The sequence below is a fragment of the Saccharopolyspora sp. NPDC050389 genome, assembly GCF_040655595.1.
Classification (GTDB): Bacteria; Actinomycetota; Actinomycetes; order Mycobacteriales; family Pseudonocardiaceae; genus Saccharopolyspora.
Genome location: NZ_JBFAKG010000033.1, coordinates 60,590 through 75,599, shown reverse-complemented (window position 1 = coordinate 75,599; position 15,010 = coordinate 60,590). Strand labels below are relative to the sequence as shown.

At 65.6% G+C, this 15,010-nt stretch carries 8 protein-coding genes and 2 pseudogenes; 9 read left to right on the top strand and 1 reads right to left on the bottom strand.

Annotation, left to right across the window (positions count from 1 at the left end):
- Positions 1–204: 204 nt before the first annotated feature.
- From AB0I53_RS22370 to AB0I53_RS22355, 4 genes and pseudogenes are all read left to right on the top strand, one after another.
- Positions 205–2,358: a hydantoinase/oxoprolinase family protein gene (locus tag AB0I53_RS22370; protein ID WP_358606021.1), complete on the top strand. Its 2,154-nt coding sequence runs from the start codon at positions 205–207 to the stop codon at positions 2,356–2,358.
- Positions 2,355–4,679, top strand: a complete 2,325-nt coding sequence (locus AB0I53_RS22365) for a hydantoinase B/oxoprolinase family protein (RefSeq protein ID WP_358504133.1) — start codon at positions 2,355–2,357, stop codon at positions 4,677–4,679. The genes AB0I53_RS22370 and AB0I53_RS22365 overlap by 4 nt, the downstream gene beginning before the upstream one ends.
- Positions 4,680–5,608: 929 nt before the next feature.
- Positions 5,609–6,277, top strand: coding sequence for a response regulator transcription factor (locus AB0I53_RS22360; protein ID WP_358606018.1), 669 nt, complete (start codon positions 5,609–5,611; stop codon positions 6,275–6,277).
- Positions 6,278–6,624: 347 nt separating this feature from the next.
- A pseudogene (locus AB0I53_RS22355) lies at positions 6,625–7,050 on the top strand (IS110 family transposase); the annotation flags it as partial.
- Positions 7,051–7,269: 219 nt separating this feature from the next.
- Here AB0I53_RS22355 and AB0I53_RS22350 read toward each other — a convergent pair.
- Positions 7,270–9,606 carry a LuxR C-terminal-related transcriptional regulator gene (locus AB0I53_RS22350; RefSeq protein ID WP_358506496.1) on the bottom strand — a complete coding sequence of 779 codons (2,337 nt, stop codon included), beginning with the start codon at positions 9,604–9,606 and terminating at the stop codon, positions 7,270–7,272.
- A gap of 363 nt (positions 9,607–9,969) precedes the next feature.
- On the opposite strand from AB0I53_RS22350, the gene AB0I53_RS22345 reads away from it, so the two are divergent.
- The 5 genes and pseudogenes from AB0I53_RS22345 to AB0I53_RS22325 all read left to right on the top strand — a co-directional run.
- A complete protein-coding gene (locus tag AB0I53_RS22345) occupies positions 9,970–10,638 on the top strand; it encodes a response regulator transcription factor (protein WP_358606015.1) in 669 nt (222 codons plus the stop codon).
- A 1,541-nt stretch (positions 10,639–12,179) separates the two neighbouring features.
- Entirely contained in the window at positions 12,180–12,500 is a 321-nt protein-coding gene (locus AB0I53_RS22340; protein WP_358506510.1) for a WXG100 family type VII secretion target, read from the top strand.
- Positions 12,501–12,575: 75 nt separating this feature from the next.
- A complete protein-coding gene (locus AB0I53_RS22335) occupies positions 12,576–12,851 on the top strand; it encodes a WXG100 family type VII secretion target (protein ID WP_358506507.1) in 276 nt (91 codons plus the stop codon).
- An 85-nt stretch (positions 12,852–12,936) separates the two neighbouring features.
- The gene (locus AB0I53_RS22330; RefSeq protein WP_358506505.1) at positions 12,937–13,506 is read left to right on the top strand and encodes a hypothetical protein; all 570 of its coding nucleotides are present in this window, start codon (positions 12,937–12,939) and stop codon (positions 13,504–13,506) included.
- A gap of 81 nt (positions 13,507–13,587) precedes the next feature.
- Positions 13,588–15,010: pseudogene (locus AB0I53_RS22325) on the top strand (hypothetical protein); the annotation flags it as partial.

Genomic DNA, 15,010 nt, shown 5'->3' with positions numbered 1-15,010 from the left:
CCAGTACAGCGGCCCGACGTAGTTGCATCCGGACCTCCAGTGTCTTGACGCATGAGTCGACTATTCGACGTACTAGAAGTCGCGGCGTCAAGGCCTTGACTCCAATCGGGTGGTTGGTCGCGTTGGGGCTATGTCTCGAACGAAGTGTTTAATAGTCTACGGTCCCGTTGGTAGGGGCGCCCGTCGTCGCAAGGAGCGTGTGTCATGGCCTTTGTCATCGGCGTTGACGTCGGGGGAACGTTCACCGACGCCGTTCTCGACGACGCCGGGACCGTGCTCGCCGCCAAGGCCCCGTCCACTCCGCCGGATTACTCGCGAGGCGTCCTGGACGTGCTCGGGCTACTGGCCGAACAGCTCGGGATGTCGCTACCGGAGATGCTCGCCCAGACGCACCACATCGCGCACGGCACGACCTCATCGCTGAACGCGCTGGTGACGGGCAACGTGCCGCCGGTCGGTCTCCTGACCACGAAGGGGCACCGGGACTCGATCTACATCATGAACGTCGAGGGCCGCTACCTCGGACGTTCACCGCACGAGCTGCAGAACGTCCTCGGACAGGCCAAGGACCACGCGCTGCTGCCGAAACGGCATGCCCTCGAGGTCACCGAGCGCATCGACCGGGACGGCAACGTCGTGGTGGGCCTGGACGAGGACGGGGCACGCGCCGCCATCCGCGCTCTCCTTGACGACGGCGTACGCGCGATCGCAGTGTCCCTGCTGTGGTCGTTCCGCAACCCCGTGCACGAACGGCGCTTGCGGGAGCTGGTCGCCGAGGCTGACCCCGACGTCTTCGTCGCGTTGTCCTGCGAGGTGAGTCCCCGCATCCGCGAGTTTTCCCGCAATGCCACCACGATCATGAGCACCCAGATCGGGCCGGGCCTGCACGACTACCTGACCGCGCTCGAGGCTGCGCTGCGCGAGAACCGGCTCGCCGGGCCATTGCTGGTCATGCAGAGCAACGGAGGCGCGGTGGCTGCGCAGGAGGCCCCGGCCACCGCGATCAGCACTGTCGGGTCCGTGCTCACCGGCGGCGTGGTGGGCTCGGTCGCGCTGGGCCGCCAGCTGGGGCACCGCAACATCATCTCCACCGACGTCGGCGGGACTACCTTCCTCGCCGGTCTCGTCGTGGATGGCGAACCGGTCCGCGACACCACGACCGTGATCAACCACCACCCGATCAACGTGCCTACCCTGCGGGTCGACGCGATCGGGTCCGGCGGCGGCGCGATCGCGTGGCTCGACGCTGGCGGCAACCTGCGCATCGGGCCGCGCAGCGCGCAGGCGGTTCCCGGCCCCGCGTGCTACGGAAACGGCGGCACCGAGCCGACCAACACCGACGCCAACCTCGTGCTCGGCATCCTGCCTGAGCGGGGTCTGCTTGGCGGCCGCAAACCGCTGTCGACCGAGCTGGCCTGTCGAGCGATCGAGACCCGGATCGCCAAGCCGCTGGGGCTCACCGTCGAGGAGGCCGCGGCCGCGATCTACACGGTGCAGAATGCCCAGACCGGCGATCTGCTGCGCAAGACCGTGGTCGGGGCCGGGCACGATCCGCGTGACTTCGTGCTCTACGCGTTCGGTGGTGCGGGTCCCGCCCACTGTGCGAGCTACGCAGCCGAGAACGGGGTCAGCGAAGTCGTCGTTCCGCTCGGGCCGGTCGCGTCGGCCTTCTCCGCCTTCGGGCTCGCCTCGTCCGACATCGTGCTCACCGCGGAACTATCCGACCCGACGATCGTGCCGTTCGATCCCGCGCGCGCCGAGCGCGACTTCGCCGAGCTGGAGAAGCGGGTTCTCGATGGCCTCGGCCGCCAGGGCGTCCGGTTTGAGAGCATCGAGCTGCATCGCGAGATCGATATGCGCTACACGATGCAGCTCGCCGAGGTCACCGCCCCGGTCGCGAATGGACCGCTCGACATGGCCGCGGTCGAGGAGGCCGCTGCGGCGTTCGAGGAGCGCTATGCGGCGTTGTACGGCAAAGACACAGGATTCCGCGAGGCAGGCATTCAGGCCGTCACTTTCCGTGTGCGCGGCGCCGGCGTGCTGCCGTTCAGTCCTGAGCTGCCTGGGGTGCCTGCGGCGGACTCCACCGATCCGTCAGGCGCGTGGATCGCCACGCGGCCGGTTTGCCTCGACATTCGCAGCGGATATGTCGAAACCCCGATCTACGACTACCGCGAGCTGCGCGCCGGGCACGTGCTGACCGGTCCCGCGATCGTCGAGGTGCCCACCACGACCGTTGTTGTGCCTGACGGCACCACTGCTAGCGTCGACCGCCTGGGCAACGTGATCATCCGCACCAACGCTGCCCGCGCCATCCAACCCGCTCGCACCGCCGTTACCGCAGGGAGTGCGTCGTGACCATGCCGGTGCCCGGCTCGGAGGTCTACTCCAGCCGTCCAGTCGACCCCGCCGAGTTGCGGCGCTCACTGCCGTCCACTTTGGATGTGCACACGGTTGCCCAGGACCGGGTCGACGCGCTCGACCCGTTGACCTACGAGGTGATCCGGCACCGGCTGTGGTCGGTTACCGACGAGATGGGCGAGGCGCTCAAGCGCATGTCCGGCTCGCCGATCGTCACCGACGCCAACGACTTCGACTTCGCCATCTCCGACGAGCTCGGCCAGGAGGTCCAGGTCGGTCTCTACAACACCATGCTCGTCGGTGCGGTCGACCTCGCGATCTACTGGACGCTGCGCCACCGGTCGGTCAACCCCGGCATCGCCGAGGGCGACATGTTCCTGTGCAACGACCCGTGGGTCGGCGGCGGGCTGCACCAGAACGACGTGATCGTGTACCAGCCGGTCTTCCACGACGGGAAGCTCTTCGCTTGGACCAGTGCCATCGCGCACCAGCCCGACCTGGGCGGCGTCGGCCTCGGCTCGTTCTCCCCGGCAGCGCAGGACGTGTTTTCCGAGTCCCTGCCCACCCCGCCGGTCAAGGTCGTGCGCGAAGGCCGGCTTCAGCGTGACATCGCGGACATGTGGACACGCCGGTCTCGCGTGCCGATGCTGGTCGGTCTCGACCTGCGCGCCAAGATCGGCGCCAACAACGTGGGCGCCGAGCGCCTGCACACTTTGATTGACCAGTACGGCCCTGACACGGTCAAGGCTGTCATGAAGCGCATGATGTCGGACGCCGAGACGAGACTGCGCGACAAGCTCACCGCGCTCCCGGACGGCAGCTGGTCGGCCACCGGCTACCAGGACCAGTCGCACGAGGGCGACCGGAACCTGCACAAGATCACGGTCACCACCACCAAGACCGGCGACCATCTGACGTTCGACTTCAGCGGCACCGACCCGCAGGCCGGCGTCATCAACTGCACCTACGCCGGAATGCGTGGCGGTGTCATGCTCGCGCTGCTGCCGATCCTCGCCAACGACATCCCGTGGTCCGCGGGCGGGCTGATGCGCTGCTTCGACCTGGTCACCGAGGAGGGCACCCTCAACAACGCGACGTTCCCGGCGGCCGTGGGCCGCGGCCCGATCGGCCCGGCCTGGCTCACCGGCAGCCTCGTCGCCGAGTGCCTGTCGCAGATGCTCGACCGCGATCTCGAGCTCGGAAAGAACGTGCAGGCCACCTGTTGTGGCACCTGGGACACGGCCGTCATCGCCGGTCTCGACGAGCGCGGCGAGCAGCCCGTGCCGTTCCTCAACATCATCATGGAGCCGATGGCCGGCGGATACGGCGCCAAGCCGCACACCGACGGCATCGACACCGGCGGGCTGTTCTGCATCCCCATGGGGCGCGTTCCGGACGTCGAGATGACCGAGTTCCTCTACCCCATCCTGACGCTGTGGCGGCGCGAGGTGCCGGACTCCGGTGGACCGGGGCGCCACCGAGGCGGGCTCGGCGCGTCGATCGCGATCACCCCGCACGGAACAAGCCTTCCGATGGGGCTCGTCCTGGCGTCCGCGGGCAAGGCCGTGGCTCAGAACGGCGGACTCTGCGGCGGGTACCCCGGCAACAGCGGACTCGATGTGGTCGCGAGGCAGAGCCGTGTCGCCGAAGTTCTCGCTTCCGGACGGATCCCGACCGAGTTGGAGGAGGTCAGCGACACGCTCGAACCAGGGCAGAACTACGCCTCGAGCTATCTCGCACCCGGTGAGGTGTTCGCGATGACCTGGCAGGGCGGCGGAGGCTACGGCGACCCGTTGAAACGCGATCCCGAAGCAGTCGCTCACGACCTTCGAGAACACAAGATCACCGCGGCGAGCGCCCTCGATGTCTACGGCGTCGTCATCGAAGGGGACGTCGTCGACGTCGCCGCCACTGCCCTGGAGCGCGACCGCCTTCGAGCCCGGCGCAAGGATCGGTCGCTGGTCCCGGGCACGACGCGGGGCACCGCCGAGATGACCGCTGTCAAACGGATCGACGACAACCTGGTCGAGGTTCCCGGTGACGGCGAGACCCTCGTGGCGTGCCGCCACTGCGCCGAGATCCTCGGCGGCACCGCCGCAGGCGACCAGCTGGTACTCGCCCGCTACGAAGGCCCGTCGACGGAGGCGGGGCGGCAGATCTTCGCCGATCCCGCCGACTACGTCGATGCGCCGGTCGTGTTCCGGCAGTACTGCTGTCCGTCCTGTTGGACTGCCCTGTACTCGGCGGTCGTGCCAGCCGACCACGCGGACACCACGGCCTCCCTCGCCCGACTGCTCGCGCGGGGCTCGTCCGGTTGAGGAACTGTTGGCGGGCACTGCTCGATCGTCCGATGTGGACAGACGAGGCGCGAATCATGGAATCCCGAAATGCGAATTTTAGGAATGTAACGATGCGATCCAACGTCAGCGTACGATCCGGTGACTACGCCGATTACCTGTTCCTCGATTCCTGCTCACGTCGCAGCATCCGAGATCCTCCTCCGCGCTGACCCGTGGGCGCGAGGCAACGAACTATGCAGCGGTTGCGAACTCGGAGAAATGTTCAGTACCTTGGACGGGGACTACGTTCTTCGTCGCATTGCCAAAGCGGTGCTGAACCTCTCCGAGGCGGCCTGGTAGTGTCAAGCCCGGCACGTACGGTTCATCGCGCGACGCTGGGTGATGTCGGTGGTACCCCCGGATTCCCGGCGTCGAATGCACCGAGAAGCGCACCTCTGCACCGTTCCACAAATTGTGGCAGACCCGCTCCGTAGTCCACGCCGAAGGAGTATGACGCCGTGCAGATGAAGATCGACGCCGAGAGCCTTAGTGCTGTCGGCGTGTGCCGGCTCGGAGCATGTCCCATTCGCCTCCTCCGCTTCGAGCCGAATGGCATCGTCACGCCGAGTTCTGTCCGGCCTGCTGGGCTCGGGGAATCGGGATGACGCCTGCCGTGCACAGCACGGTCACCATACAGTTTTCAGGCGGCCATGAATGTATTTTTGTGTGTCGCTTCGTTTTAGTTTTCGGGTGTGGCAACGATGCGTGCTCCTCTGCTGTGTCGTATTGCTCGTTTGTAAGTAATGCCGCTGACACGCCGTTTGGATGACTGGCTGGAAGGGTTGCGGCCGAATGCATGTGTTGCTTTCGGGTGACTCGATTGGCGTTCAACCGGCAGCTTTCAGTGTGCAGAAAACTGCCTCCCTAAAAGACTGGTAGCCGAGATACTGACGAGGTTTCTTGTGAACATGACTTCGCACACCGCCTGGCCAAGCTCCCCCCGCCCCGTCGCTACCAACGCGCAGGCACGCAGCACGAGTATTCGGGTCGCCATACGAGCCATCGATCCACTCGTAGTCTCAGGCCTGCGCGCAATGCTCCGTCCGGCTTTCGGCATCGACCTCGTCGTCGACGGTGAGGAAGCCGACGTCACCGTCGCGGTCACCGACGACTCCGGCCTGCACAATCTCCTCAGCAACATCACGGTCTCTCGTCTCGTGCTCATCGCCGACGACCTGCGGCATGGCGAGTTGCTGGCCGCCATCGAGCACGGCTTGATCGTGCTGGTGCCGCGCAGGGAGGTGACGACGAAAACACGCTTGCTGCAAGCCATCTCCGATGCGTGTGAGGGTCGCGGTGACCTGCCCGCCCAGCAGTTGGGTGCGGTGCTGGAGGGGATGAAGCAGTTGCAGGAAATCACTCTGGGTCCGCGCGACCTGAAGCTGAGCGGTCTCTCCCCGCGGGAGATCGAGGTCTTCCGGCTACTCGCGGATGGGTTGGACACCGGCGAGATCGCGGAGAAGCTCATGTATTCCGAGCGCACGGTTAAGAGCGTGTTGCATGGCCTGATGAGCAGGCTCGGCCTCCGCAACAGAGCGCACGCGGTCGCCTATGCGCTGCGGCACGGCCTGATCTGACGCTGCGGCGCGTTGACCTTTGTGCCGGACCGTGCTTGAAATCCGGTTGGGCCGCCGGCGGGGGGCCGTCCCCGGATCGGGTTTCCAGCTGAAGGCTGTCCTACCTTTCAAAGAGGGTTCGAACTGGTCACTCTGATAATAAGATCGGTGGACCCAGGGGTTTCGGGTATGGCTGTCATGGTTTCGCCGTTTGAGATGGCTGAAGGGACTTGGCCGGGAACCCCGCGACGATTAAGACCGCTAATGTAATTGGGGTACGCGATGTGATCGCTGTGTAGGACAACGTCGTTGGCGAGGTCGTCTGTGGGTGTGATGCTGGATTAGCTGCGGAGGCGACCGGGCCCCGGATCTGGGCCGGGGTGGGCATCAAAAGGAACATCACCTGCGTGGTGCTGGATGCCGACGGCGAGCGGCTGCTTTCCCGGCGAGGCAAGAACGACGAAACCGTTCTCCTGCAACTGATCCGTGACGTGCTGGCGATCCCGCCGGAGGCGCTGTGGGCTGTCGATCTCAACCACGGTGGAGCCGCGCTGCTGATCGGATTGCTGATCAACCACGAACAACCGTTGGCCTATATCACCGGCTTGAGCGTGCATCACACCTCGAGTTCCTACCGGGGAGAAGGCAAAACCGACGCGAAAGCCGCCTCCGTCATCGCTGATCAGGCCCGTATGCGCCGAGATCTGGGGCTGTTGCGCCCCGGCGACGAGATCGCCGTCGACCTGCGTACCCTCACTGCCCGGCGCACCGATCTGATCTGTGACCGCACCCGCAACACACTCCAGCGACTCCCGCCGCATGATCGCCGCGCTCGGTACTGCGGACCTCACCACCGCCGAGGTCCGCGGTCTGTATTTCGGGCGCCCCGTCATCGACGGAGAACCCAGCGGCAACCACGTCGCCGAAGCCGAGATCGCCGACTGGCTGGACAGGCACTTCGCCTCGCGCCGCCGTGACCACCGAGCGACGACGAACAGGAGCACGGACGATGATCACAGGTTCCGGATGTGCCGGTACTCGCCGAACGAAGCGGCGAACTGGACGCGATTGGTGAACCCGAGCTTGGTCAGTACGTTTTGCACGTGTCCCTCCGCAGTGCGCGTGGAGATCACCAGCCGGGCGGCGATGTCCTTGTTGGACAGACCCTCGACGATCAGCTCGGCGACCTGTCGCTCTCGTCGGGTCAACTGGACCAACGGATCATCGGCAGCAACCGGACCCGACGTGGTGCCGTCGGCATCCTCACCCAGGGCGTAGGCCACTGCCTGGGCGCTCTCGAAACCGACGCCCCGGTCGAACGAGGTCTGAAACCCGCGGTCGCCGAGGGCGCGGCGCGTCTGCCGTTCGCACTCGTCGTGCACTAGTTGAAAGCGCGGCAGGTCGGCCAGCGGTTTGCTGCCCTCCATCGGGTAAAGCCGGTGCGCCGCTCCCAGCAGCACCGCGGCACGCTCGTGTTCCCCGCTGCTCCCTGCGTACCAGGCCAGTGACTCGATGACGAAGACAGTGCCCAGTGCGTCCTTGAAGATCTGCTGATCCCGCAGGGCTTCCTCGGCACACGCGCGTGCCCGAGCCACGTCACCCCGCATCCACTCAGTAAGGGATCTGATGTACAGCACGTACGTTCGGGCCCATCGGTCGCCGTGCTGGTCGCAGAGGGCGCCTGCCTGCTGCGACACCGCCATCGCGCGGTCCAAGCCGTTCATCTGGGTGAGCGTCGCGCTCATCGTGACGTAGGCGATGGCCGTAACGGCCGTCATCACGCCCAGTGCCTCGAACAGCGCCAGGCAGTCCTCCATCAGGGCCAGCGTCCGCGGCAGGTCGCCACCGTTAGCCCACTCCACTGTTCCCAACGCGAACAGGCCGTGGGCCAGCATGTTCTTGTCACCGGCCGACCTGGCCCACTGGAAGCATTCCTCAGCCATGTCGGCGGCCGCGGCGCGGTCGCCCTGCGCGACGGCGAGGTGGGAGTTGGTCCACAACGCGGCGGCCCGCGCCCTGCTTGGTGTGACGTCCAGCGTCAGCATCCGGTCCAGCCAGTGCCGTCCCTCGGCAAGGGGGCCGCAACCGTACCAGTAGAAGTGCAGTGCCGCGGCCATCCGCAGCCCCGTCTGGAACTCCCCGGGGGTGTTCAGGCAGTACTTCAGCGCCAGCCGCAGATTGGCGAACTCGCGCCGGCTCCTGGCAGCGATCTCCTCCTGGGCGGGACCGAACCATTCGGCCGCGTGCCGCTCGGTCAGCTTCAAGAAGTAGTCCCGGTGCCGTCGCCGCAGGGCCGCCTCCTCGTCAGCGGCCCGTAGTTTCTCCCTGCCGTAGTGGCGGATTGTGTCCAGCATCAGGTACCGGACACTGGCGCTGTCCTCCTCCCTGACCAGGACCGACTTGTCCACCAATCCGGCCACCGCGTCGATGACCTCCTCCGGGGGGATGCCGTCCCCGGCGCACACCGCCTCGGCCGCGTCCAGGTCACACCCCCTGACGAACACCGACATCCGTGCCCACAACCTCTGCTCGGCCGGGGAGCACAGCGCGTAGCTCCAGTCCATCACCTCCTGCAGCGTCCGATGTCGAGGCAGCACGGCGGGACTGCCTGCGGTGAGCAGCCGAAACCGGTCGTCCAACCGCTGGAGGATCTGCTCCGGCGAGAGGATTTGCACCCGCGCGGCGGCGAGTTCGATCGCGAGCGGCAGGCCGTCCAGCTGCTGACAGATCCGCGCGACGGTGGCCTGGTTGGCGGGGGTGACCGCGAAATCGGGCACCACGGCCGCGGCCCGCTCGCTGAACAGCTGGATCGCGTCCCCGGTGGCCGAGTCGCCCGCCGGGGTCACGTCCAGATCGGGCAGCGGCAGGGGCGGCACCGGCCGGATGTGCTCTCCGGGTGTGCGGAGCGCTTGCCTGCTGGTGGCCAGGATCCGCAACCGCGGCGCTGCCGCGAGTAGCTCACCGGCGAGCACGCCGCACGCGGCCCCCAGGTGCTCGCAGTTGTCGAGGACCAGCAGGAGCTGCTTGCCCCGCAGGTGGTCCACCAGGATCTCCCGAGAAGGCCGCGCGGACTGGTCGCGCAGCCCTATCGCGTCGGCGACGGTCTGCTCCAGCAGCGCGTGATCCTGCAGCGCGGCCAGTTCGACCAGGAACACGCCGTCAGAGAACGCTCTGCGGGTCTGCATGGCCACCCGCAGCGCCAGCCGAGTCTTACCAACCCCGCCCGGACCGGTCAAGGTCAGCATCCGCACCGTCGGAAGCACTTTCTTGACCTCGGCCATCTCACGGCGACGACCGACGAAGCTGGTCACCTCCGCCGGGAGGCTGCCCTTCTCACGCCGCGTCACCACGTGACCACACTAAACCTTGACTCGGTGGCTGACATCGATGGGGAGCATCTGCAATTCACGTAGTCCCCAGGTACTTGCACGGTGTCGCGGCGGAGCCAGACGGACGAGAATTCGGTCCGACGTTCCCGAGCGAGAGGCGAACGAGATGGGCAAGCGCGGCGCGCACACTGGCACCCCCACGTAGCACCTCTGCTGACGACCAGTCGCCGTTGGAGGAGAGCGGGACACGATCGAGAGTGGGCATGACCTCACACGTCACCTGGCTGAGCAGCCACGGTCGCAACCCTAAAGGCTTTCAGCGTGCAGAAAGCTGCCTTGGTGATTATCTGGTAGTCGATATACTGACGAGGTTTTCTTGTGAACATGACTTCGCACACCGCCTGGCCAAGCGCCCCCGGTCGCCTCGCCGCCATCGCGCAGGCGCGCCGCACGAGCATTCGGGTCGCTATACGTGCCGTCGATCCACTCGTAGTCTCAGGTCTGCACGCAATGCTCCGTTCGACTTTCGATATCGACCTCGTCGTCGACGGTGAGGAAGCCGACGTCACCGTCGCGGTCACCGACGATTCCGGTCTGTACGACCTCCTCAGCAACATCACGGCGTCTCGTCTCGTGCTCATCGCGGACAACCTGCGGCATGGCGAGTTGCTGGCCGCCATCGAGCACGGCTTGATCGTGCTGGTGCCGCGCAGGGAGGTGACGACGAAAACACGCTTGCTGCAAGCCATCTCCGATGCGTGTGAGGGTCGCGGTGACCTGCCCGCCCAGCAGTTGGGTGCGGTGCTGGAGGGGATGAAGCAGTTGCAGGAAATCACTCTGGGTCCGCGCGACCTGAAGCTGAGCGGTCTCTCCCCGCGGGAGATCGAGGTCTTCCGGCTACTCGCGGATGGGTTGGACACCGGCGAGATCGCGGAGAAGCTCATGTATTCCGAGCGCACGGTTAAGAGCGTGTTGCATGGCCTGATGAGCAGGCTCGGCCTCCGCAACAGAGCGCACGCGGTCGCCTATGCGCTGCGGCACGGCCTGATCTGACGCTGCGGCGCGTTGACCTTTGTGCCGGACCGTGCTTGAAATCCGGTTGGGCCGCCGGCGGGGGGCCGTCCCCGGATCGGGTTTCCAGCTAAAGGCTGTCCTACCTTAAAGATCAAGTGTGGTGCGGGATAAGGAAAGCACAGCCCTGGCGGGATGGCTCGCGTCGGTGGAGCCTGGCGAGATTGAACATGAGAGCCAGCCTTGGACGGCATTCCAGAAGCCCTCGCCTGTGCGCCAGCAGTTGCGGGGGAAATTCCAGGGCTTCAGATGCCAAAGCGTGCTCTGCGCGGGCTCGGATACGTTTGTGAACGGTGTAGAGTTCCTGCGTCCAGGCGGGAAGTTCGCGGCCATCGAGGGATGCGGCGTGATCGCCACGAGGTTACCGTGGTAGCCGCTATCGTCCATCACATGCGCCCCACACGCACGTCCCGGCAGGCTTCCTCGACACCGGATTCGCGGCAGGCGCGGCAGTCACTGAGCCTCGATCCGCCGGTCGTCGTCTTGAATAGCTGATTGGTGCATTATCGATCTTTTGCTTGGTTGCGGGCGTGCGGGATTCGCTGGTCTGCCCAGCTTTTCCCACGTTTCGTTTGGATCGGGCCCTTCGGGGCGGTCGGGCAAGGTCAGACCGTTGTCGGTAGGGCGTGGTGGCAGCGAACAGCTGTGTCCAGGCGTGCTGCCAGCCAGTGGCGTCCACAAGGTCAGCTGGACGGCGTTGGCGTTGAACTTCCCGGATGGCAGATGTGCTTGGGGGCCGGATTTGCCGTCGGTGATGATCTGTTGCGGGCACAGTTGTTGTCTGGATATTCGCCGTTCTCGGGTGATGCGCAGGAAGTCGTCTTGCCGGGGTCTGCCAGTCGACGGGCGAATGTGTTGTGCTTGCACATCAACGGGTTCGAGGCTCTGCGGTGGTGTGATGCCGATCTGGGCGGCCGAGCGGTAGAAGCGAACCAAAAGCCAGGTAACGCCACGATCGCGGCGATGTTTGAGGCAGGCCTGCCGATCCAGGTGGCTGCCGGGTGTTTGGTGTGTCGGAGTCGGGCTTCTGCGCCTTGACGGTCCTGCCTCCGTCGGCCAGCGCAGTCCGACACGCATGGTTGACCGAGTTGATCAGCGAGCTCCATCAGAGTTCCCACGGTACTTGCGGCAGACGTCGGATCCGTGTGGAGCTGTGGCTGGGCCGCGGTGTCGTGGTCGGACACGGCGCGGCGGAGATGGATGTCGGCGCGTGGTGAAGCCTATGCCGGTCGTGCCTGGACAGTGCGTCTCAAATGACCGACAGGACTCCCGGCAGCAAGCGCACGCTTTCGTTGCGGTATCGGAATGATCTCCGCGGTATCGGCGTCTGGGGCGCGGCAAGCACGACCGTTTTGTGGCCGGACAAGCTTACGAGTGCGGTGACGGGTGTGTAGAAGGGCAAAAAACCGTCCAACGCGTCGTGCGGACGCGTTGTTCGTGGTGAACTGCCTCCGAAGGGATTCTACCTGCGCAAGCTTCGTTTGCAGGGTGACGCGAGTAGTTCTTCTACAAGGGAGATATTCATGGCCGGAGTGTCGACTACAACCCCGGGAATGCTGCAGGCGGCGGGCCACCTCGCCAATACCCAGAGCATGGCCAAGGGCGGTGTGCAGAGCGTCGGTGACGCCCTCGCCGCGCTGAAGTCGACGTGGACCGGTGACGCGTCCATGGCGTTCGATTCCTCGATGAGGGCGTGGATGGACGACTGCCAGTTCATCGTCAACAAGCTCGGCGAAATGATCGAGATCATGAACGGCAACCGCCAGGCCATCACGGTCGGCGAGCAGGCCAACGCCGAGACCGCCGCCGGCATCCCGACCGGCCCGGGCCTGCAGGGTCTGTGACCCGACGCGATGTGACCCCTCAGCTGAGCGATTGAAAGGACTTTTGCTTTGCCTACTTATACCTTTGACCGCGGCATGGCCGACTCGGTCCGCGATCAGATGGCCACCGTCACCCGACGCCTGCAGACCGAGCTGGAGAACATGCACCAGCAGATCGTCTCCACCTTGCAGGACTGGCAGGGCGACGCCAAGGACCAGTACATGGTTGCGAAGGCCCAGTGGGACGCTGCTGCGCAACGCATGCCACAAAGTCTGAACTCCGCAGAGGTAGCTCTCGACCAGATCACGGGCGGCTACCTCAAGGTCGAGCACACCGGCATGAACGCGTGGGGCGGCTACGGCGTCAAGTGAGCCCGATGATGCCACCGGGACGCCATGCGAGCCCCGGTGGCATCCCCGGCGTCAGCAACCACGATTTGACCGTTAAGGAGCTTAAATGGGAGCCCGCGAAACTTTAGATACTATGGGTGGGCCTGATAAACTGCCCGTGCTTCCGGACGACATCGAGCACGTCGATCCTTTCGAAGGAACCGACGTTTCGGTGGACGGAGACTGGGGTGGTCCTGCCGACGGCTACTTCGCTGACCTGTTTGACTGGCCGAAGGTGCCGGCCAGCGGTGAGAACACCGGGCCTGGTGTACACGTCAGCACCGAGGCCTTGCGGACCTTCGCGACGAACCTTCGCTCGATGCTCGAGCCGTTGAACACTGCCAAGTGGCACATCGAGTCGGTGAAGCTCGCACCCGGTACCTTTCTGGACGCCGCCGAATTGACCGGCAAGGTGTTCGGTGGCGCGAGCGACGGAATCCAGCCGACCACGCTGAGGTTCATCAACACCGCGCAGCAAGCGATCACCAAGACTGCCGAGGAGCTTGAGCGCCTCGCGTCGGAGTACCAGACTGCCGAGGAGCTCAACGCGGCCACTGGGCAGGACCTCGGCGAGCACATCCAGGACGCCAAGAACTACATCACGGCTGCGGTCAACGGTCCCACCAGCGTCGCCTGAGCCAGTCTCCGCCTCGATTCGCCGCAGCAGGCCCGTCCCCGTCGGGGACATCATTCCCGTCTAACACGAAAGCTTTGCGAAATGGCTGATGGGCAAATTGTCACCCGGGACGACGGCTCTGTCATCGCGGTCGGCGATGGAATGGGTGGGAGTCGGGCAGATTACAACACATGGGATTGGAAACACATCAAGGCGGCGATCACGGGGTCCGCCGCGGTCGGCAAGGGCAATCAGGTCGACACCACTAACGAAACGTCCGACCCCACGACGTTGTGGCGGGCCGCGCTCAGCTTCCGCGCGGCCATGGAGATCCTGGGCGCGGTCGGTACCAGCGTCCTTGACCAGGCGAGGGCTCTCGCGGGCGAGGGACGCCCGTGGCAGGGCGGGGCCGCGACGGCGTTCCTCGGCCTGATGGAGCAGTTTTCTAAGGCGTTCATCAGTCATGCGCAGCAGATCGACGGCGGCCCAGCCCGTATCAATCCGGTTCCGGAGCAATTGTGGGCTGCCGGCGATTACCTCAACTGGGCCCGGAATACGGTAAACGAGATCGACCACTACTACGCTAATGCGACGAAAGAGATAGTTCGCAGGATTAACGAATATTACGGCCAGGTCGTGCACGCCGATCCGGTAATGGATAACGGTCTGGTCCAGGTCAGCATGTTCCCCGAGGTAGTCGAGGCGATGAACCGGGACATGCGCCAGGTGTTGAAGACCCTCGCTGGCCAATACCAGGAGACCGTGTTCGACACCGCGCTGATGTCCGTGCCCACCCCGAACGCGCTCGACGACGTGCCCGACGGTCCCGGCAAGTCGCCCCTGGACTTCTTGAAAAACGCGCCGCCGCCGCCCAAGTTTGACCCGCCCAAGTTTGACCCGCCCAAGTTTGAGCCACCCGAGTTTGAGCCACCCGAGTTTGACCAGCCCAAGTTTGACCCGTCCGCGTTTGATCCGCCCGCGTTTGACCAGCCCAAGTTTGACCCGACCAAGTTTGACCCGGGCACGGTCGGCCCCAACGACCCCGGTGCTTTCACCCCGCCCACGTTTGACCCGACCAAGTTTGACCCGGGCACGGTCGGCCCCAACGGCCCCGGTGCTTTCACCCCGCCCACGTTTGACCCGCCCGCGTTCGAACCGCCGCCCGGTATCCCCGGAAACGGCCCCGCCATTCCGCCGTTCGTGCCGCCGTTCTCGCCGCCGTCGCTGGGCAGCGGTTCCGGCATCAAACCGCCGTCGTCGCAGAAGCCCGGAATCGGGTCCGGGGTGGGTATGCCCGAGCTCGAAAAGCCGGGCATCGAGCCGTTCACGCCATCCGCGCCGCCGCCGATGTCGGAGATGCCGGACGCCGGCGATTGGGCCGCGGGCGAGGGCACGCAGTCGATCGGTACCCCCGACCAGCGCGGCATCGGCATGCCCGGAGGCATGCCGATGATGCCGCCGATGTCTCCGCCGGCTGGTGCGGGCGGTGGGCAGCCGGAGCGTTCCGATGCGTCGGGCTTGCTCG

Bases quoted from the DNA above. Each gene is read 5' to 3' on its own strand.
- AB0I53_RS22360 (WP_358606018.1), top strand. From the start codon at position 5,609: ATGACTTCGCACACCGCCTGGCCAAGCTCCCCCCGCCCCGTCGCTACC.
- AB0I53_RS22330 (WP_358506505.1), top strand. From the start codon at position 12,937: ATGGGAGCCCGCGAAACTTTAGATACTATGGGTGGGCCTGATAAACTG.
- AB0I53_RS22370 (WP_358606021.1), top strand. From the start codon at position 205: ATGGCCTTTGTCATCGGCGTTGACGTCGGGGGAACGTTCACCGACGCC.
- AB0I53_RS22345 (WP_358606015.1), top strand. From the start codon at position 9,970: ATGACTTCGCACACCGCCTGGCCAAGCGCCCCCGGTCGCCTCGCCGCC.
- AB0I53_RS22335 (WP_358506507.1), top strand. From the start codon at position 12,576: ATGGCCGACTCGGTCCGCGATCAGATGGCCACCGTCACCCGACGCCTG.
- AB0I53_RS22340 (WP_358506510.1), top strand. From the start codon at position 12,180: ATGGCCGGAGTGTCGACTACAACCCCGGGAATGCTGCAGGCGGCGGGC.